We start from the raw sequence: 18,487 nt of genomic DNA on the forward strand, positions 1-18,487 counted from the left end.
AGGCATGCCGGGCGGGAACGTCAAGGGATAGCGGCGCGATGCAGTGCCGCACTCACCATCTCGGGATCCAGTGGCATCAGCCGGGCGCTGCGGGTCCAAAGGAGGTAGGGCTGGATCGGGCGGTCGGGGTAGACCTGCCGCAGGGCGGCGACATAGGCCCCCATCTGGCGCAGGATGCCCTCGGGCACCTGATCGGGCGTGGCGGGGATCTGGCTGTTTGACTTGAAATCCACCACCGCCACGCGGTCGGGCAGCACGACCAGCCGGTCGATGCTGCCATGAAACAAGGCTTCACCAATCCGGGCGCAGAAGGGGGCTTCGGCCAGGGCATCCGGCGCGAAGATCCAGCCGAGATCGGGCGCCTGCAACAGGCGGCGCGCTTCGGTCAGGGCATCGGCACAAAGCCCGGCCTCCGGGATCAGTGCGGTGGCGGTGACGGGCCAATCCGCGGCCGGCACCAATGGCAGATGTTCAAGCAGAAGATGCACGGCAGAGCCCCGAGCCTTTGCCGCTTCTTCGGTCAGGGACAGGCTTTCGCCGGGCAAGGCCTTGGCGCCGCCGAGATCGGACGGCGAAAGCGGCCGGGCCGGGCGGCTGGCTTCGGGGGCGGGGGTGGCGGTCCAGACGGGAAGCGCGGAGTCTGGCCTGATTTCGTCAGGCTGGGCGGAAACCGGCGCGGGCCAGTCGCCATTCGCCCAGCGCAAGACGCCGCCTGTGGTGGGAACGGCTCCGATGGCTTGCATGGCGCGCTCGACCAAGCGGTACCAGGCCCAATCCTGCACCGGCTTGGGGCCTTCCTTCCGCTCGGTCTTGGCCTCGCCCGCCCCTGCCACGATCAGCCAGCTGCGCGGGCGCGTCAGAGCAACATAGAGCAGCCGCGCGCTTTCTGCGGCCTGATCGGCCTTGCGGCGGGCGCGGGCCTCGCGGATCGCGGCGGGCGAGGCGTCGGCCGGGGTTTTCCAGACCGGCAGGCCGTCGGGCAGGCGGTAGATCTCATCGAGGTCACGCGGATTGCGGTCGGCGGTGTCGGGCAGAATGACGATCGGCGCCTCCAGCCCCTTGGCGCCATGCACTGTCATCACCCGGATCTTGTCGCCTGCCCCATCCATCTGGCGCTTCACCGTGATCTCGTCGGTTTGCATCCAGATCAGGAAACCGGTCAGGCTGGGCACCTCGGTCTGTTCATAGCCGAGCGCCTGCGACAGCAGTTCGTCGATGCCGTCCTCGGCCTCATCCCCCAGTCGGGCGAGCAGGCGTTGGCGGCCCTGATGGCGGGTCAGGATCCGGTCGATCAGATCGAAGGGCCGCAGGAAATCGGCCTGATCGCGCAGGTCGCGCAACATCTGCAATGTGTCACTATCCGCCGGATAGTCTCGCAGCGCTTCCCAGAGATAGCCTTTGCGACCATGGGCCAGGCGGAACAGCTCGTCCTCGGTCCAGCCGCAAAGCGGCGAGCGCAGGACGGCGGCGAGCGACAGGTCGTCTTCGGGCGTGGCAAGGAAGGACAAGAGCGCGGCAAGGTCCTTGACCGCCAGCTCGCCGCCCAGCTTCAGCCGATCCGCGCCGGCAATCGGCAGGCCTTGCTGTTTGCAGGCCCGGATGACCTCGGTGAACACGGCCGAGCGGCGCTGCACCAGTATCAGGAAATCGCCGGCATGCACCGTGCGGGGTTTGCCGTTCTCGCCGATGATTGCGGTTCCGCCGTCGATCATCGCCCGGATTTCCGCCGCTATCCGGTTGGCAAGTTGAGCGGTGTGGTGGGTTTCGCCGATGAGATCGACCGGGTCGTCCCAGTTTTCATCCTCATCAGTCTTGACCGGCTCGATCAGCGGCCAGAGATCGACGCGGCCCGGCATGTCCGGGCGGAAGGCAAGGTGGCTTGGAGCGCTTCCCAGGGCGTCGCCAAAGCCGGCGGCGAAGGTCTCGTCGACCAGCTTCAGGATTGCGGGGGCAGAGCGGAAGGAGTGCGAAAGCTCCATGTCCACGAAGGCTTTGCCGGCGCCGTTGAACTTGGCTTTGAACAGCGCATGTTTTTCATCAAAGGCCGCAACGTCGGCACCCTGAAACGAATAGATCGACTGTTTCTTGTCACCCACCACGAACAGCGTGCGCCCGCGGTCCGCCTGCGCGCCTTCCCCGGCGGTGAACTCTTCGGCCAGAAGCTCAATCACCTTCCATTGGTCGGGCGAAGTGTCCTGTGCCTCGTCGACAAGGATATGGTCGATGCCACCATCCAGCCGGTACAGCACCCATTGCGCGACCGAACGGTCGGTCAGCAGACGCTTGGCGCGGGCGATCAGGTCGTCGAAATCAAGCCAGCCGCGTGCCGATTTGGCCGTCTCATAGACCGGCAGGAAGGCGGCGGCAAAGCGGTGGAGGGCGCGGGTCTTGGCGGCGGCGCCCAAGGCGATCAACGGTTCCTGAGCCGCCTCGATCCGTGCGGCAAGGTCACGATAGGAGGCAAGAAGGGGGCCGAGCGCCTTGGCGGTATCGGCCGTCGGAACAGTTTTGCGGAGGGTTCCCGTTTTGGTCAGACAGGCCGATTTCAAGGCCTCGAACCTTTGGGGCAAGGGTGCAGAGAAATCGACAAGTCTCAGCATGTCGGCCAGGTCGACATCGGTTTTCTTGCCGGCCTTCAACACGGGCAGGCAGGCGGAAACGAGGTCTTGCTCTTGACCAAGGAAGCAGTCCGCGATGACGGAGTCCTCCGTTTCGCCCGGCATGATTCCCAGCGTTGCGTGCAGCCTTTCGACATCGAGCGGCGCGGCAAATCCGTGCCTTGCACCCGCGACCTGCTCCATCAGCGCGGTGAAATCCTCGCCTGTGTAGATGCCGGCCACTTCGGCCATCACCGCCGGAGCCAGACTTTCGGCCATCTCCTCGACGATCTGCGCGCGCAGGAGTTTTGCCGCGCGGTCATCCAGTTCGCGGAAGCCGGGCGAAATTCCGGCTTCCAGCGGGAAGCGGCGCAGAAGTGTGGCGCAGAAGCTGTGGATGGTCTGGATGCGCAGGCCGCCCGGCGTTTCCAGCGCGCGGGCGAACAGGCGGCGGGCGCGGGCCAGGTCATCAGGGCCAAGGGCTGTACTTTCGCCAAGGTTGGCAAGATCTGTCCGCAATGTGTCATCCGGCAGCATCGCCCAGCCGCCAAGGCGCTGGAACAGGCGGTTCTGCATCTCGGTGGCGGCGGCCTTGGTATAGGTCAGGCACAGGATGCGCTGGGGTTCGGTGCCGCGCAGCAAGAGCCGCGCCACACGGTCGATCAGCACGCGGGTCTTGCCGGAGCCGGCATTGGCGGCGACCCAGGTGCTTTGTGCCGGATGGGCGGCCTGGATCTGGCGCTCGGAGGCGTCGTCACGCGGGGTCATGCCGGGTCATCCTCGCCCACGCGCGCCGGGGTGGCGCGGTCGGTCATCTGCCATTCGCCGTAACGGGCGAGGTGATCATAATCGCCCTCCATCCGCTCGGCGAAAACCGCACGGCGCGCGGCATAGCCGGTGCTGCGCAGCGAATACCGGGTGATGAGGCGGAGAAACTTCTCCCATTCGCGGTCAAGATCGATCTTGGCGCGGTCGGTCTCCTCGACCTTCTGGCCGCTGCCAAGGCCGATGTAGGAAAAGCTGGCCACCTCGCGCGGGCCAAGGTTTTCGAACCCGCCGCGTTCGACCATGGCGGCGGTCAGGCGCAGCTGTTTTTCATAGACCTCCTGTTGCCGGGCGGTCGGGGGCGTGCCGGTCTTGTAGTCGATCAGATGCAGCCGGCCATCGGGCAAGGCGTCGATCCGGTCGGGCTTGCCATGCAGCGTGAAGCCCGGAGGATCGATGCGCAGGCTGCCGGGAGTTTCCAGCATGATCGCCGTGCCGCCGTGCCTGCCGTCCTGGATCAGGAAGTGTTCTGCGGCGCGCTCCAGCCGCGCCAGCCAGAGCAGGCGCGCGGCCGGGAAAGGCGTGCTGTCGGCGAGAACTTCGGCCGCGGTTCCGAGCAGCCGGATGCGGGCCGCGCCGCGGGTTTCATCCTCGGGACGGGTGCGGACGAAGCGTTCGAGGATGTCATGCAGCACCGAGCCACGGTCGCGCGGGTCGGGGCTGGCGCGCAGCGGGTCGAGCGGGCGCAGGCGCAGGCTGTGGCGGGCATAGATCGCAAAGGGATCGCGGATCAGGCGGGAGATCTCGGTGAGGGACAGGCGCTCGGGCCGGGCCGTCCGGGGCGGTTGCGGCGCGGGGCGCCTGGCAGGCTGGAAGCGGGGATCGGCGAGGAGATCCGGCGACGGGCGGTCCATCGCCTGGGCCATCTCCAGCCACATCGCGCCGCGGGCCCGCATCTTGTTCAGGGCTTCCGGCCCATTGCGCTCGGGCAACCCGGCCATGAGATTTTCCAGCCGGTTCATCCAGCGCGAGGGCACGGTTTGTGCCTCGGCGTCTCGGGTGGCGCGGGTCAGGATGACGCGCGGGGCAGCGATGGCCTGCTGAAAGTCGTGGGCCGAGAGGCCGATCTGGCGCTCGGGCAGGAGGAGCCCTGCATCCTTGCGCATCTTGCGGTTCAGCCAAGGGTCGGGGTCGGGAGCTTTCGGCCAGACGCCATCGTTCAGCCCGCCGAGAATGACAAGATCGGCGCCCTGAACGCGGGCCTCCAGTGTACCCCAGATCATGATGCGGGGATGGGCCTGGACCGCCTCGCGCACCTCTCCCCCGGCGAAGATGGCCTCGAAAAGAACGGCATATTCGGTGGGGTGGAACTGGCCGCCGTGGGGGGATTCGTCTTGCAGCGACTGGAACGTCTCTGACGCGCTTTGCCCGGCTTCTTTCAGCCAAAGCTCGCCAGAGCCGAAGGGGGCCATGCCGCGCGCAAGGGTTTCGGCAAGACTGCGGTGGCGCGCGACGAGATCGGCGAGTGGGGCAGACCGGGTGGGCGCGAACTGGTCGATCACGGTGGCGAGCATTGTGGCCCAGGACCCCGCTTGCGGATCGTCGCGGGTTTCGGCCCAGCGCATCAGATCGGCTCCGGTCGGGAAGATCGGGCCGTGGCGGCGGATCGAAAGCTCCAGATCGCGGGTCAGGCGCAGATGCGTGCCACGATCGCCGCCCGAGGCGGCCAAGGGATGTTTCAGCAGTGCAAGCAGATGGTCGGCGGTCAGCTTTTGCCCCAGACACCGGGCGATCTGGCGCAGGAAACGACCCGGCGGCGACAGGTTCAGCGGGCGCCCGGCGGAATCGTCGGGCAGGATGCCCCAGCGATCGAGGGCCGCGGTCACCTGCCGCGTGAGATTGCGGTCGGGCGAGACAAGTGCGGCGGTCTGACCGGAGTCCGCTGCCTGACGCAGCATCAGCGCGATGGCCAAAGCCTCGGTCCGGGTTGAGGGGGCCTCGATCAGCGTCAGATCCGCGGTCGCCGCGAGCAGGTCGGGCAGCGCTGGTCCGTCGGTCAGCCATTGGTCCGTCACCGGGGCCGGCCGCAAGGCCAGCGATACCAGCGCGTTGCGGGCGGGGGAGGGCGGCGGCGTGCGGCGCCATGCCGTGATCGACGCAGGGGTCAGGCCAAGTCGGTCGGTTAGGCGACGAAAGCGGTATTGCGGATGGTCCTCGGCGGTCAGCGCATCGTCCATCCGGGCCCAGACCTGTTCCGGTGTGTCAAAGTCGAACCCCGGCAGGATCAGGGCGCCTTGTGGCAGCCGGGCGACCAGCTCCATCAGCCGCAGCGTGGTGCCACGCGAGCCGGTCGAGCCGGCGATCAGCACCGGATGCCGCGGTGGGTCGGCCTGCCAGCGTTGGGCCAGAAGGTCGGTTGCCATGGCAAGCCGCGCTTCGGCGTCGGGTGCGGCGGTCTGGTCGAAGAACTGCGACACGATGCCCAGAAAGGCCTGGGTCCGCGCCCAATGCGCGGCGTGATTCGAGACATCCAGTGCGGCCAGCCGGTCGGGGTGCAGCCCTTCGACGCGCAATTCGGCCATCAGGTCGGCCAGACTGTCGGCCAGATCGTAAAGCGCGTGGCGGGGGGCCAGATCGGGCTGGGCATCGAGAAGCGCCGTGATGAGTTGGGCAAGCTCCAGTCGTCGCCGGAGGCCGGAAACTGCCGGGGGCAGCGCAAGGCCGGGTCGGTCGGCGAGCTCCGTGAGCAGCCGGAGGCGCGGCAGAAGGCGGGCGCCCCGGGCAAGGAACAAGTCGGTCACACGGCGGCGCATGCGGGCAGTGTTCAGATAGACCTCGACCCGCGACATGGCCTCGGGCGGCTGGTCGGCCATGCGCTCGATCAGGCCGGAGACCAGTTCTGCCGGGAAATCGCTGCCGGGCGGCAGGGCGAAAAGGCGCGGGCCGGGGGTGTCAAACATTGCCGGCCGCCAGCAGGGATTCTGCCTGCGCGATGCCCTCGGGCCGTCCGACGTCACACCAGCCGCCCTGATGGACGATGCCGAAGGCGCGGCCTTGGGCGATCATCGCGTCCCACAGCAGGTTCAGCGAAAACACGGTCTTGTCGATATGGGCCAGCCCATCGGTTTTCAGGATCTGCGCGCCCAGATAGACAAGGCCGGGTTTGCCGGCCGCCCGGCTGATCCGGCCGTCGGCACCGATCAGGAAATCGCCATTGCCCGCGTGACCCGTCGCCTGCCGGGCCGGAAGCATGAGCAAAAGCGCGTCCATCCGATCTGCGTCCCAATGGGCGGCAAGTTGGGTCAGCGGGTTTTGCCCGGTCCAGACGGCATCGCTGTTCAATGTCATCACCGGATCCGCGCCCAGCAGCGGCAGGGCGTGTCGCAACCCGCCGCCGGTTTCAAGGATCTGCCCGGGTTCGTCCGAAAGCGCCACGGACCGTCCTTGCAGGTGTCGGGCGACCTGGGCCGAGAGATAGTGGGTATTTACCACGATCTGCCCCACGTCTGCTCCCGCCAGATCAAGCGCGTGATCCAGCAACGGCTTCCCCGCCACTTTGATGAGCGGTTTCGGGCGATTGGCGGTCAGGGCGCCCATGCGCGTGCCCAGGCCCGCAGCAAAGATCATCAGCGGGAAGGGCATTTTCTACCTATTTCTGCAAGGATTTCCGGGGTCGGTTCGGGCAAGAGTGCAGCGCAGGCGCGGGCAAGCGGGGTATTGACCGGATGGGACAGGTTTTGCTGCAACTGACCCCAGACCCGCGGCATCAGACGCAGGTAGCCGGGTTTGCCGGCGACAAGGCAAAGTCGGGTGAAAACGCCCAGGATGCGCAGGGCCCGTTGGGCGCCGAGCACGGCATAAGCCGCGTCGAAGTCGCGACCTGCCCCGGTTGCGGCCTTGAACCTGTGAATCATCCCGGCCTGTGTTTCACGTGAAACGTCGCGGCGCGCGTCTTGCAAAAGCGAGACCAGATCATAACCTGGCTGCCCCATCTGGGCGAGCTGGAAGTCCAGAATGCCGACCCGTCCGATCCCGGCGCGGTCCGGGAGCCAAAGCAGGTTCTCGGCGTGGTAATCGCGCAGGATCATCACCCGCGGGCCATCGGCATGAGAGGAAATCAGATCCTCCAGAACCGCAAGAAATCCGGCGCGGTCTCCGGCGTCGCCCGTCACCGCCTGGCGATACCAGTCAAGGGCAAAACAGGCTGCCTCGGCCCAGTCCGCCGCGGAAAGATCGGGCAGTCGGCCAAGTGCCGGTTGCGACTGGAGCCTGAGAAGCGCATCGGTCGCGGCCGCATAAAGCGGCAATTCCCGCCCGGGCTCGACCTCGATCAAGCGGGCAAATACGCCATCGCCGAAATCCTCCAGCAGCAGGAACCCCCGCGTCAGATCCTGCGCGAGGCAGCGCGGGGCTGACAGGCCAAGCTCCAGAAGATGCCCGGCAATTCGCAGGAAGGCCGCAGGGTCGTCGCCTTTGCCGGGGGGAGCGTCCATCAGCACCGCAGTCTTGCCATCCAGCGTCAGGCGATCATAGCTGCGGTCCGAAGCGTCGCCCGCCAGAAACCGGCGATCGGCGAGTCCCCAGCCGGCCCGAGCCAGAAAGGCCGTGGAAAGACTGTCCCGCTCAGCCATCCGCAAGCTCTTTCGCCAGGGCGGCCCGCAGATCTGCCCTTTTGCCAAAACCGATGACAACCCTCCTGCCATCGCCTTCGGCCTGAAAGCAAAGCCGAAGGGCCTGCGGCGGAGCGTGGCTGCCCAGCCGGTCTGGCCATTCGATCAGGCAGATCGCGGTGTCGAAGGCGGCGTCAAGGCCCAGTTCCAGAACCTCATCGGGATGGCTCAGCCGATAAAGGTCGGCGTGCCAGATCTCGACATCGGCGTGATAGGTCTGAACCAAGGTAAAGGTTGGCGACGGCACGTCCTCGGCCCGGCCAAGCCGCGCCTGAATGAGGGCGCGGGCGAACTGGCTTTTGCCAGACCCGATTGGCCCTTCAAGCAGCAGGCAATCCCCAGGGCCCAACCGCGGAGCAAACCAGCGTCCCAGGCGGTCGGTTTCATCGGCATCAGCCAGGAAAAGTGAAAAGGGGGAGGCGTCGGCAACCATCGTGGGCCGACTCTACCCCGCCTGTCCGCAACCGCAAGCCTTCAGGCCGATTTCAAGGCATCGGACTCGGACCGCACCGGGCGGGCCATTTCGACAGGGTCGAGCGTGCGGAAGGCCGCCAGAGTTGCCCCGCCGGAAAGCGGCGCAAAGCGGCAGGACAGAAGGCGCCCATCCAGCAGACGGGTTTCCGCCGTCCAGCAAATCCGGTTTCCGACTGTGGAAATGAACTCCTCGGCTTCTGACCAAAGACCCGCCGGGGCCGACATCGACCGCCAATGCCCGGCAATGGCGCGGATCGAGTCATTCTGGATATCTTCCTCGGGCGCATGGGACCAAAGGGCCGAATAGGCGAGATTCGACATCACCAGCTGACCCGAGGCAGAGAAAACCGCCACCGCCTCGTCCATTTCGTCGATAACCGCCTGACCCAGCTCCAGGTCCGAGCGATAGCGCCGGCTTCGGGATACCTCGTTGGTGATGTCTTCAATCATCAGGGCCAGCGCGCCGTTGGGGTGCGGACGCCCGATCACCCGGAAGGTCTGACCGTCCGGCAGGTTCCAGGTTTCTTCGTAAAGCCCCGAAGCCGCGGCTTTTTCCATTTCAACGAGCTGGCGGCGCCAGCTGCGATAGTCCTTCGGTTCGGGAATCATCTTGCGATCTCGCAGCGCATCCAGAACCGACACAAGCGAGGGACGCATCGAAAGGAATTCGGCAGGTAGACCCGTGAGGTCAAGAAGGGCCGGGTTGAACAACTGCAATTGCCGCTGCCGGTCAAAGATTGCAAGGCCCGTGGGCAGTTGTGCAAAGGTCTTGGTCAGGGTCTGCATGAAATCGCGCAGCGCCGCTTCAGCATTGACCGCGGCATCCGCAGGCAGGGCGAAGTTCAGCCGCTCCTCGCCGCCTGACATGCCGTATAGATCATACCAGGCGGTGCCTTCGCCCTGAACCGTAACGGCCGCCCGCTGTCCGCGCGCGGCCTCCTGGCTGGCAAGCCGCTCGAACAGGCGCGGCAGGGGCCAGCCCAGCTCCTTGCCGGGGGACAGGGCCGCAATCGCCTTCAGCAGATAGGCGCCATTCGCCCAGACGATGTCGCCCGCCCCGGTCTCGCGCCAGATCAGCATCGGAGCCTTGGCAAGCACCTCGCGCAATTGCTCCACCTCCTGGGTCAGGGCAAAATGCGCCAGAGCGTCGGTCATCATCGGCCTGCCGTCCAGCGCCGGGTCTGTCAGCGCGATGCGCGTCAGACCGCCCTGCAGCGCGGCTGACAGCAAGAGCGGCTTGTCCTGCGCGGTCCGGCCATCCAGAAGAACCTGGCCTTCGGTCTCGATCCGGCGCAGCCGGGTTTCGATATCGGGAAAATACTGCGACAGAAAGCCGATCAGGCGCAGCCAGTTGCCGCCCCTGGCCCGGCTGGTCGCCAGAATCTGTCGCGCGCCCGGAGTTGCATCCACCAGCGTTTCGCCGTCGAACAGAAAGACCGTTCCCGCCTCACCCGCCTGAGCCGCATCGGCAAATACCGAATGTCCCGGCGGTTTCGGCGCCCCCTGCAAGGCGCTGACCACAAGCAACCCGGCAATGGCCGCCACGAAGGCAATCAGCACCAGCGCGAGCGCGAAAAGCCAGTCCAATGCACACCCCTCCCAAGCCGGGATTCTTCCCGCTGCCTTCAACTTAGGGAGGAAAGAGTTAAGGGGTAATTAATGCAAGAAGATGAACGCGCCCGGCATCACGAGATCGGCTGATTTTGCCCCAAGGGCCGGCCTTTCTGCGCGGCAATGCTGTCCAGCGCCCAGGTCGCCTCGACGATCGCGCCCGAGCGTTCCGGGCGCTCTTCCGAGGTCAGGAACGGATCGGCGGCGTTGGCAAAGCTCATCTCTGCGCCAGTGCGCTCCAGCAGGGTCTTGGCGATGAAAAGCCCAAGACCCATGCCCTCATACCCCGGTCGCCGCGGCGCCGCGGCCTCGTCCCGCCGCGAGCGCAGAAATGGATCGCCGATCCGTCCCAGAACCTGCGGCGGAAACCCCTCACCATCGTCGATGATGCGCAGCGTCAGGCTGTGGGCCGTCCAGCTGGCATCCACCCAAACCTGACCTTTGGCGAAATCCACCGCGTTCTGAACCAGATTGCGCAGCCCATGAATCAATTCCGGTCGACGCAGGATTTCAGGCTCGACCCTTTGCCCTCCCGCCGCCGGAGCAAAGCTGAAATGCACCCGCTTGCCACGGTCGAGATGCGGCTCTGCGGCCTCGCGCAGCACCGCGCTCAAAGGTGCCTGCCGAAGGTGGAGATCGTCCTTGCCGGCCTTGCCCATCGACCGCAGGATGTCGCGGCATCGGTCGGCCTGTTCGCGGATCAGACGGGCGTCCTCGGCCAGATCGGGCTGGCCGGACAATTCATCCATCATTTCCGTGCTGACCATCTTGATGGTCGCCAGTGGCGTGCCCAGCTCATGGGCGGCGGCGGCGACTACGCCGCCCAGATCCGTCAGCTTCTGCTCGCGCGCCAGCGCCATCTGGGTGGCCAGCAACGCATCCGACATCGACCGCTTTTCACCCGCAACGCGATGCGAATAGATCCCCAGAAACACGATCCCGATCACCAGCGAGAGCCAGAATCCAAAGCCGATCAGCGCCGGCATCCGGATGGCCTCGCCCCGCATCTGCATCGGCACGTTGAGCAGGGCCAGAACCGTCACGAACAGAATGGCAACCAGACCGAGAAACACCGTCGAGCGCAAAGGCAGCACGCTGGCCGAAACGGTGACTGGCGCAAGGATCAGCAGCGCGAAGGGGTTTGACAGCCCTCCGGTCAGGAACAGCAGAAAACAAAGCTGGCCCAGATCGAACAACAGCGCCACAAGCGCTTCGGTCTCGTTCAGCCGCTTGTTGGCGGGATAGACCGAAATCAGCACCAGATTTGCAATGACCGCGGCGCCGACAGCCATGAAGCAGAAGCCAAGCGGCAGCGAGATTTCCAGCGCGCGGGTGGCCACGGCAATCGCCACCAATTGCCCGCCAATCGCCATCCAGCGCAGAAAGACAAGCGTCTGAAGCCGCAGCCAATCGCCGCGTTCGGGGTTGAAATCGGTGAAATTCCCGGTCGGAGCCATTGTTTCGGTTGACAATCGGTCTTGATGCGCTTCCAGCGATTGTTAAGGCTGTGTCGGCTTGGGTTCAACGCGAACCTGCAAACTCGGGACGATGGACATGACAAGACTTTATGCGGGCGCGGCAGTCCTGGCGGTTGCGGGGCTTCTGGGCGGGACCTGGTGGGCCATTCAATCCGCGCGCGGCGACGACGCATTCGCGGAATGCCGTGTCGGCTCGATCGGGGGCGGTGCGATCGGCGGGCCGCTGTCTCTGGTCAACGGCGAGGGTCAGCCGGTCACCGATATCGAGATCTTTACCAAGCCGACGCTGCTGTATTTCGGCTATACCTTCTGTCCCGATGTCTGCCCGATGGACAATGCCCGCAATGCCGAGGCCGTTGATATCCTGGAGGAAAACGGCCTTGATGTTCAGCCCGCCTTCATCTCGATCGACCCGGCACGCGATACGCCCGAGGTGGTGCGCGACTTTGCCGCCAACCTGCATCCCAAGATGATCGGCCTGACCGGCAGCGAGGATCAGATCAAGGCAGCGTCACAGGCCTACAAGACCTATTTCAAGAAACAGGACAGCCAGGACGGGTTCTATCTGATGGATCACTCGACCTTCACGTATCTTGTCCTGCCGCAGATCGGCTTTGTCGAGTTCTTCAAACGGGACGACACCGCCGCAGACATGGCGGAGCGCACGGCTTGCTTCATCGAGAAAGCCAAGCCGTAGAGTCGCAATTTGACCATGGGCGCGGGACGCATTAGGTGTCCTGCATGCCAAGCAACAAGGACCGCAGCATGGTGGATGAGCCTTCAGCCGAACTCGGCGCCGACCGTAGCCTGCTTCTGGTCGATGACGATGATGCTTTCGTCAAGCGTCTCGCCAAGGCCATGGAGAAACGCGGCTTCGTGACGGAAACCGCCGGAAGCGTGGCAGAGGGCCGCGCGATTGCCGTGTCGCGCCCGCCCGCCTATGCCGTGGTCGATCTTCGGCTTGAAGATGGCAATGGTCTGGATGTCGTCGAGGCCCTGCGCGAGCGGCGCCCGGATTGCCGCATCGTGGTGCTGACCGGCTATGGCGCAATTGCAACGGCGGTGGCGGCGGTAAAATTCGGCGCGACGGATTACCTGTCGAAACCTGCAGATGCAAATGACATCACCAATGCGCTGCTTGCCAAGGGCGACGCAATGCCTGCCCCTCCGGAAAATCCGATGTCGGCAGACCGGGTGCGCTGGGAACATATCCAGCGGGTCTATGAAATGTGCGACCGCAACGTGTCTGAAACCGCACGCCGCCTTTCGATGCATCGCCGCACGCTTCAGCGTATTCTGGCAAAGCGCAGCCCAAAATAATGCCAATTCTTGCCAATTGCGGAATTAGGGGCTAATAAGCCCTATCGGCGCTTGGAAAGGATGCAAAAATGACAATCAATCTGGACTCCTTGTCGCTTAAAGAGTTGAAAGACCTTCAATCTCAGGTGGCAAAATCCATAGCTTCCTTTGAAGATCGCAAAAAGAAACAGGCACTTGCCGAGCTTGAAGAAAAAGCCCGCGAAATGGGCTTTTCCCTGGCCGAGCTGACCGGCGCCGCGATCGTGAAAACCCGCAAGCGCGCGCCGGCTGTTCCGAAATATGCCAATCCGGCAGACAAATCGGATACCTGGTCGGGCCGTGGCCGCAAGCCGCGCTGGTTCGAAGCTGCGCTCAAGGCCGGGAAATCGCCGGAAGATCTGGCGATCTGATTTCAGCAGGCCGCCAGCAGCGCCTGATGTCTGGCAATAAAGGCCGTCCGCACCGTCGCGGGCGGTTGCGGCTGGATTGTCAGGCCCCGTTGCATTGCCAACTCGGGTTTGCCGAAAAGCCTGTCCGCCTCGACTGCCGAAAATCCGGCAATCTGCACCGCCTCGGCCCAGGCCGAGATTTTGTCCGCGGCCTTGATTGCTTTCTTTATTGCAACCGGTAATTGTGCCGGCAGGCCAAACCGCAAATGTACCGCCGCCGTCAACCGCTGATCCAATTCGCCGTATTGCGCCCCAATGGCGGCCTTGACCGGGCTGATCATGTCGCCGATCACGTACTCCGGCGCGTCATGCAAAAGCGCCGCCAATTGCCAGCGCGGCGCAATTCCCGGATTCTGCCGGGTGAAGATCTGCTCCACCAGCAGCGAATGTTCGGCCACCGAATAAGGCCAGTCGCCCATGGTCTGACCGTTCCACCGCGCGACGAAGGCAAGGCCGTGGGCGATGTCTTCGACTTCGATATCCATCGGCGTCGGGTCGAGCAGGTCCAGCCTGCGGCCAGATAACATGCGCTGCCAGGCGCGGGGTTGCTTCATGATGCGGCCTCGGTTGTCGAAACACCCTGATAATGCTATCTGCCCCGCAATCAAAGGATCAAGGAGAGCGCCGTCATGGCCGCCGATTACATCGTCAAAGACATCGCCCTGGCCGAGTTTGGCCGCAAGGAACTGACCATTGCCGAAACCGAGATGCCGGGCCTGATGGCTTGCCGCGACGAGTTCGGCAAGGCGCAGCCGCTGAAAGGGGCGCGGATCGCGGGTTCGCTGCACATGACCATCCAGACCGGCGTGCTGATCGAAACGCTGAAGGCGCTGGGTGCCGATGTGCGCTGGGCGTCGTGCAACATCTTCTCGACGCAGGACCACGCCGCTGCCGCCATTGCCCAGTCCGGCACTCCGGTTTTCGCCATCAAGGGCGAAAGCCTTGAGGAGTACTGGGATTACACCGATCGTATCTTCCAGTTCGGCGGCGAGGGTGGCACCTGCAACATGATCCTCGACGATGGCGGTGACGCCACGCTGTACATCCTTCTGGGCGCGCGGGTCGAGGCCGGCGAGACCGACCTGATCGAGACGCCGACCTCGGACGAGGAAGTTTGCCTGTTCAACCAGATCAAGAAGCGGCTGAAGGCCTCGCCCGGCTGGTTCACCAGGCAGCGCGCCGAGATCAAGGGCGTGTCGGAAGAAACCACCACCGGCGTACATCGCCTGTATGAGCTGCACAAGAAGGGCCAGTTGCCCTTCCCGGCGATCAACGTCAACGACTCGGTCACCAAGTCGAAGTTCGACAACAAATACGGCTGCAAGGAATCGCTGGTCGACGGCATCCGCCGCGCCACCGACACCATGATGGCCGGCAAGGTCGCCGTGGTCTGCGGCTATGGCGATGTGGGCAAAGGCTCGGCCGCGTCCTTGCGCGGTGCCGGCGCCCGGGTGAAAGTCACCGAGGTCGATCCGATCTGTGCGCTGCAGGCCGCGATGGACGGCTTTGAAGTAACGCTGCTGGAAGACGAAGTCGCTGCCGCCGACATCTTCATCACCACCACCGGCAACAAGGACGTCATCCGCATCGAGCATATGCGCGCGATGAAAGACATGGCCATCGTCGGCAATATCGGCCATTTCGACAACGAAATTCAGGTCGCCAGCCTGCGCAACCACAAATGGACCAACATCAAGGATCAGGTGGACATGATCGAGATGCCTTCGGGCGCCCGCATCATCCTGCTGTCCGAAGGCCGCCTCTTGAACCTTGGCAATGCCACCGGCCATCCGTCCTTTGTGATGTCGGCCTCTTTTACCAATCAGGTTCTGGCCCAGATCGAGCTGTGGACCAAGGGCAACGACTATGCCCCCGGCGTCTATATCCTGCCGAAGGCGCTGGATGAAAAGGTCGCCCGGCTGCATCTGAAGAAGATCGGCGTGAAGCTGACGGAACTGCGCAAGGATCAGGCCGACTATATCGGCGTCAAGGTCGAAGGCCCGTTCAAGAGCGAGCATTACCGCTACTGATTGTCGCCACTCCGGCATCGAAAAGGCCCCCTTGCGGGGCCTTTTTCTTTGGGGGGAAGTTCCGGCGACATTTCCCTTTGTGCAGATTTCTTCCTCGCCTAAGCTTCGGCCTGCAATTTTACCCAAAGAGCCACGCATCCAATCAGGGGAAGAACATGGGCAAGAGAGACGAACTGATCGCCAAATACGCCGACGATCTGAAGACCAAGTGCAAGGTGACGCCGGACATGGCGCTGTTGACCAAGGTGACGATTGGGTGCGGTCCGTCGATCTATGACAATGACGCCCAGACCGTCGCTGCCAGCGACAAGGACGAGTTGGAGCGGATCAGGGCCAATTTCCTGATGAAGAAGCTTGGCCTTGCCGATGGCCCGAAGCTGATGGACGGCATCAACGCCGCCATCGACACTTATGGCAAATCCGAGCGCAACAAGTTTCGTGCCGTGTTCTATTACCTGCTGGTGAAACATTTCGGCAAGGAAGCCGCCTACAAATAAGCTGCATCCGGCATTGAACTTCCCGGGACAGGCGGCCATGGTGCCGCCCGTCTGCATCTGGAAGGCCGCCATGTCAGCCCAATCCCCGACTCACAGCGCCGAAACGACCGTTGTCCCGGTGATTTTTGCCGTGGCGCTGGGTCATTTCCTGAATGACCTGATGCAGTCGCTGATCCCGGCGGGTTATCCCCTGCTGAAAGAGAACCTCTCGCTGTCCTTTACCCAGATCGGCCTGATTACCTTTGTGTTCCAGGGCACCGCCTCGATCCTGCAACCGGTGATCGGGTTCTATGCCGACAAGCGGCCCATGCCCTATGCCCTCTCGGCCGGCATGGCCTCGACCGGGGTCGGGCTGGTGCTGCTGGCCAATGCCTCCAGCTTTGGCATGGTGCTGCTGGCGGTCGCGCTGATCGGGCTTGGCTCGTCGATCTTCCACCCGGAATCCTCGCGCATTGTGCGGCTTGCGGCCGGAATGAAGCCCGGGTTCGCCCAATCGGTGTTTCAGGTCGGCGGCAATGCCGGCTCGGCGCTTGGCCCGCTGGCGGCGGCCTTCATCGTGTTGGAGCGCGGGCAGGCTTCGATCGAATGGTTCGCGGGCGTGGCCTTGGCCGGCATGGTGCTTCTGTTCTTCATCGGGCGCTGGTATCAGGCGGCAGGCGTGGCCCGCGCCGCCCATCGCAAGGCCCGCGCCCTTGCCTCTGCGCCGCCGCCCGAGGTGGCCCGGCGCGGCATGGCGCTGTTGATGGTGCTGATCTTCTCGAAATTCGTCTACACGGTTTCGTTCTCCAGCTATTACACCTTCTACCTGATCGAGAAGTTCGGCCTGACCAAAGCCGAAGCCAATCTGAGCCTGTTTGTCTTTCTGGCCGCCGTGGCCGCCGGAACCATCATCGGCGGGCCGATTGGCGACCGGATCGGGCGGCGGCGGGTGATCCTGTGGTCGATCCTTGGCATCGTGCCGCTGTCATTGGCCCTGCCCTGGCTGCCGCTCTTGCCGACGATTGCCGTTGCCGCGCTGGCAGGCATGGTGCTGGCATCGGCCTTTCCGGCCATGGTGGTCTATGCGCAAGACCTGATGCCACAATATACCGGCATGGTCGCCGGCCTGCTGTTCGGTCTGGCCTTCGGCATCGCGGCCATCGGCGCGGCCGTGCTGGGCGTTCTGGCCGATCACTGGGGGATCGTTGCGGTCTATCAGGTCTGCGCCGCCTTGCCGCTGCTTGGACTGGCGGCCTTCCTGCTGCCAGACACCCGACACTGACGGTCGCCGGCATTCGCCTCAAACCTTAGACGCTTCGGCTTTGCCTCGGCAGGCGATTCCGGGCTAGCGTCAACCCAACAGGGCAGCATGTCCGGGACCTTTTCAGAACACGTGCGGTGCGAGGGGAGCGCGTGGGGTGGTGAAGGGTCTCGTAGGGGTGCGAGGCCCTTCATTCTTTCAACCCCGCACCATGATCTCGACCCCGAGAACCGTGGGCAGGTGCCGCGCGATCTCGTCCCAATGGTCCCCCTCGTCGGCGCTGAAAAACACCGAGCCGGAATTGGTGCCAAAGGCGACGCCCGCCGGGTCCAGCCGATCCGCCGCCATGGCTTGCCGCAGAACGGTGAAGTAACAGCCTGACTGAGGCAGCCCGCTCCGCAGATCCTGCCAGCTTTGCCCGCCATCGCGTGACCGCCAGACTGCGGCCCTGGCCTCCGGCGGATAGCGCCCCGCCATGTCGCCATTCAGCGGCACGGTCCAGACAGTCTCGGTGTCGCGGGGGTGGGTGGCAATCGGAAAGCCAAAGGTCGAGGGCAAGCCGTGGGTGATGTCGTCCCAACTGCGCCCGCCATCCGGGCTGCGAAAGACGCCGTGGTGGTTCTGCTGGTAAAGCACTTCTCCCGTCCCGGCGGCGCGCGCCATGTTATGCACGCAATGGCCCGTCTCATGACCGCATTGCCCGGTCTCGGGGTGGGCATGCAGATGATCCGCCGCCGCATTCGAAAGCCGGTTGCGCCGCTCCCAGGTTTCGCCACCGTCTTCCGAGTGAAAGACCCCGGCCGCCGAAATCGCCACCCAGAGTTTCCTCCTGTCCTGCGGGTCGGAGAGGATGGTGTGCAGCACCAGCCCCGCTCCGCCCGGTTGCCAGTCTGGTGCGGAGGGATGGGCGTTCAGCCCGCCAAGGCGCTGCCAGCTTTCGCCCATGTCGTCGCTGGCGAACAGCACCCCCGGCTTTCCTCCGGCATAAAGCCGGCCATGGGCGAAATGCAGCACCCAGATCGCGGCCACCTCGCCGGTAAACGGTGCGGGCGGGTCGGGTTGCATGCCAATCTGCGCCGCAAAGCCCGGTTCGTTGGCCAGCCACTCGTCGAACTTGCCGTTGGACAGTTTGGCAAGGGTCCAGCTTGCGCCGCCATCCGTGCTGCGCCAGATGCCGGCGCCCGTCCATTCCGACCCTCCGGCGGCCCAGAGACAGCCGGAAACCGGATCGCCCAGCACATGATTGATGTTCCATCCGCTGCAATGCGGGCCGCTCAGGCCCCAGTCTTTCCGCGCCCTGTCCGATGACAGCACAAACGCCCCTTTGGTCGAGCCGACCAAGACAGACACACCCATGGCACCCTCCCTGTTCGCCCG

15 protein-coding genes are annotated in these 18,487 nt (G+C 64.5%); 6 read left to right on the forward strand and 9 right to left on the reverse strand.

Translation table 11 applies throughout. The annotated features are described in order from the left end of the window. Positions 1-20 precede the first annotated feature (20 nt). From addA to regB, 7 genes are all read right to left on the reverse strand, one after another. Positions 21-3,365 (reverse strand): double-strand break repair helicase AddA, encoded by a 3,345-nt coding sequence (addA, locus tag G4Z14_RS08445; protein WP_164624633.1) that lies wholly within the window; start codon positions 3,363-3,365, stop codon positions 21-23. Next, positions 3,362-6,322: a double-strand break repair protein AddB gene (addB, locus tag G4Z14_RS08450; protein ID WP_164624635.1), complete on the reverse strand. Its 2,961-nt coding sequence runs from the start codon at positions 6,320-6,322 to the stop codon at positions 3,362-3,364. The genes addA and addB overlap by 4 nt, the downstream gene beginning before the upstream one ends. Beyond that, positions 6,315-6,989, reverse strand: coding sequence for a nucleotidyltransferase family protein (locus G4Z14_RS08455; RefSeq protein ID WP_227751599.1), 675 nt, complete (start codon positions 6,987-6,989; stop codon positions 6,315-6,317). Before G4Z14_RS08455 ends, addB begins: the two co-directional genes overlap by 8 nt. After that, positions 6,989-7,993: an aminoglycoside phosphotransferase family protein gene (locus tag G4Z14_RS08460; RefSeq protein ID WP_164624640.1), complete on the reverse strand. Its 1,005-nt coding sequence runs from the start codon at positions 7,991-7,993 to the stop codon at positions 6,989-6,991. The genes G4Z14_RS08455 and G4Z14_RS08460 overlap by 1 nt, the downstream gene beginning before the upstream one ends. Then, on the reverse strand, positions 7,986-8,465 hold the full coding sequence (gene tsaE, locus G4Z14_RS08465) for a tRNA (adenosine(37)-N6)-threonylcarbamoyltransferase complex ATPase subunit type 1 TsaE (protein ID WP_164624642.1): 480 nt from the start codon (positions 8,463-8,465) through the stop codon (positions 7,986-7,988). The genes G4Z14_RS08460 and tsaE overlap by 8 nt, the downstream gene beginning before the upstream one ends. 41 nt (positions 8,466-8,506) lie before the next feature. Beyond that, positions 8,507-10,093 carry a PAS-domain containing protein gene (locus tag G4Z14_RS08470; protein ID WP_164624644.1) on the reverse strand — a complete coding sequence of 529 codons (1,587 nt, stop codon included), beginning with the start codon at positions 10,091-10,093 and terminating at the stop codon, positions 8,507-8,509. A 98-nt stretch (positions 10,094-10,191) separates the two neighbouring features. Further along, complete coding sequence (gene regB / locus G4Z14_RS08475) at positions 10,192-11,574, reverse strand: sensor histidine kinase RegB (protein WP_164624646.1); 1,383 nt, start codon at positions 11,572-11,574, stop codon at positions 10,192-10,194. Positions 11,575-11,671: 97 nt separating this feature from the next. On the opposite strand from regB, the gene G4Z14_RS08480 reads away from it, so the two are divergent. The 3 genes from G4Z14_RS08480 to G4Z14_RS08490 all read left to right on the forward strand — a co-directional run bounded on the left by G4Z14_RS08480 (position 11,672) and on the right by G4Z14_RS08490 (position 13,304). After that, a complete protein-coding gene (locus tag G4Z14_RS08480) occupies positions 11,672-12,292 on the forward strand; it encodes an SCO family protein (RefSeq protein WP_164624649.1) in 621 nt (206 codons plus the stop codon). Between the two features lie 68 nt (positions 12,293-12,360). Then, positions 12,361-12,915 carry an ActR/PrrA/RegA family redox response regulator transcription factor gene (locus G4Z14_RS08485; RefSeq protein ID WP_164624727.1) on the forward strand — a complete coding sequence of 185 codons (555 nt, stop codon included), beginning with the start codon at positions 12,361-12,363 and terminating at the stop codon, positions 12,913-12,915. 68 nt (positions 12,916-12,983) lie between these two features. Next, entirely contained in the window at positions 12,984-13,304 is a 321-nt protein-coding gene (locus G4Z14_RS08490) for an H-NS histone family protein (RefSeq protein WP_164624651.1), read from the forward strand. Positions 13,305-13,306: 2 nt separating this feature from the next. Here the strand turns inward: G4Z14_RS08490 and G4Z14_RS08495 are convergent, their stop codons facing one another. Further along, positions 13,307-13,897 (reverse strand): YfbR-like 5'-deoxynucleotidase, encoded by a 591-nt coding sequence (locus tag G4Z14_RS08495; protein ID WP_164624729.1) that lies wholly within the window; start codon positions 13,895-13,897, stop codon positions 13,307-13,309. Between the two features lie 75 nt (positions 13,898-13,972). Between G4Z14_RS08495 and ahcY the strand changes: the two genes are divergently transcribed. From ahcY to G4Z14_RS08510, 3 genes are all read left to right on the forward strand, one after another. Continuing rightward, positions 13,973-15,373, forward strand: a complete 1,401-nt coding sequence (gene ahcY / locus G4Z14_RS08500) for an adenosylhomocysteinase (RefSeq protein WP_164624653.1) — start codon at positions 13,973-13,975, stop codon at positions 15,371-15,373. 155 nt (positions 15,374-15,528) lie between these two features. After that, positions 15,529-15,870, forward strand: coding sequence for a DUF2853 family protein (locus G4Z14_RS08505; protein ID WP_164624654.1), 342 nt, complete (start codon positions 15,529-15,531; stop codon positions 15,868-15,870). A gap of 70 nt (positions 15,871-15,940) precedes the next feature. Further along, entirely contained in the window at positions 15,941-17,131 is a 1,191-nt protein-coding gene (locus tag G4Z14_RS08510) for an MFS transporter (RefSeq protein WP_164624656.1), read from the forward strand. Between the two features lie 177 nt (positions 17,132-17,308). Here the strand turns inward: G4Z14_RS08510 and G4Z14_RS08515 are convergent, their stop codons facing one another. Continuing rightward, the gene (locus G4Z14_RS08515) at positions 17,309-18,466 is read right to left on the reverse strand and encodes a WD40/YVTN/BNR-like repeat-containing protein (protein WP_164624658.1); all 1,158 of its coding nucleotides are present in this window, start codon (positions 18,464-18,466) and stop codon (positions 17,309-17,311) included. Positions 18,467-18,487: the final 21 nt, after the last annotated feature.

The sequence above is a fragment of the Tabrizicola oligotrophica genome (assembly GCF_011008935.1).
Taxonomy (GTDB): domain Bacteria; phylum Pseudomonadota; class Alphaproteobacteria; order Rhodobacterales; family Rhodobacteraceae; genus Tabrizicola_A; species Tabrizicola_A oligotrophica.

Bases quoted from the DNA above. Each gene is read 5' to 3' on its own strand.
- addA (WP_164624633.1), bottom strand. From the start codon at position 3,365: ATGACCCCGCGTGACGACGCCTCCGAGCGCCAGATCCAGGCCGCCCAT.
- addB (WP_164624635.1), bottom strand. From the start codon at position 6,322: ATGTTTGACACCCCCGGCCCGCGCCTTTTCGCCCTGCCGCCCGGCAGC.
- G4Z14_RS08455 (WP_227751599.1), bottom strand. From the start codon at position 6,989: ATGATCTTTGCTGCGGGCCTGGGCACGCGCATGGGCGCCCTGACCGCC.
- G4Z14_RS08460 (WP_164624640.1), bottom strand. From the start codon at position 7,993: ATGGCTGAGCGGGACAGTCTTTCCACGGCCTTTCTGGCTCGGGCCGGC.
- tsaE (WP_164624642.1), bottom strand. From the start codon at position 8,465: ATGGTTGCCGACGCCTCCCCCTTTTCACTTTTCCTGGCTGATGCCGAT.
- regB (WP_164624646.1), bottom strand. From the start codon at position 11,574: ATGGCTCCGACCGGGAATTTCACCGATTTCAACCCCGAACGCGGCGAT.
- G4Z14_RS08480 (WP_164624649.1), top strand. From the start codon at position 11,672: ATGACAAGACTTTATGCGGGCGCGGCAGTCCTGGCGGTTGCGGGGCTT.
- G4Z14_RS08485 (WP_164624727.1), top strand. From the start codon at position 12,361: ATGGTGGATGAGCCTTCAGCCGAACTCGGCGCCGACCGTAGCCTGCTT.
- G4Z14_RS08490 (WP_164624651.1), top strand. From the start codon at position 12,984: ATGACAATCAATCTGGACTCCTTGTCGCTTAAAGAGTTGAAAGACCTT.
- G4Z14_RS08495 (WP_164624729.1), bottom strand. From the start codon at position 13,897: ATGAAGCAACCCCGCGCCTGGCAGCGCATGTTATCTGGCCGCAGGCTG.
- ahcY (WP_164624653.1), top strand. From the start codon at position 13,973: ATGGCCGCCGATTACATCGTCAAAGACATCGCCCTGGCCGAGTTTGGC.
- G4Z14_RS08505 (WP_164624654.1), top strand. From the start codon at position 15,529: ATGGGCAAGAGAGACGAACTGATCGCCAAATACGCCGACGATCTGAAG.
- G4Z14_RS08510 (WP_164624656.1), top strand. From the start codon at position 15,941: ATGTCAGCCCAATCCCCGACTCACAGCGCCGAAACGACCGTTGTCCCG.
- G4Z14_RS08515 (WP_164624658.1), bottom strand. From the start codon at position 18,466: ATGGGTGTGTCTGTCTTGGTCGGCTCGACCAAAGGGGCGTTTGTGCTG.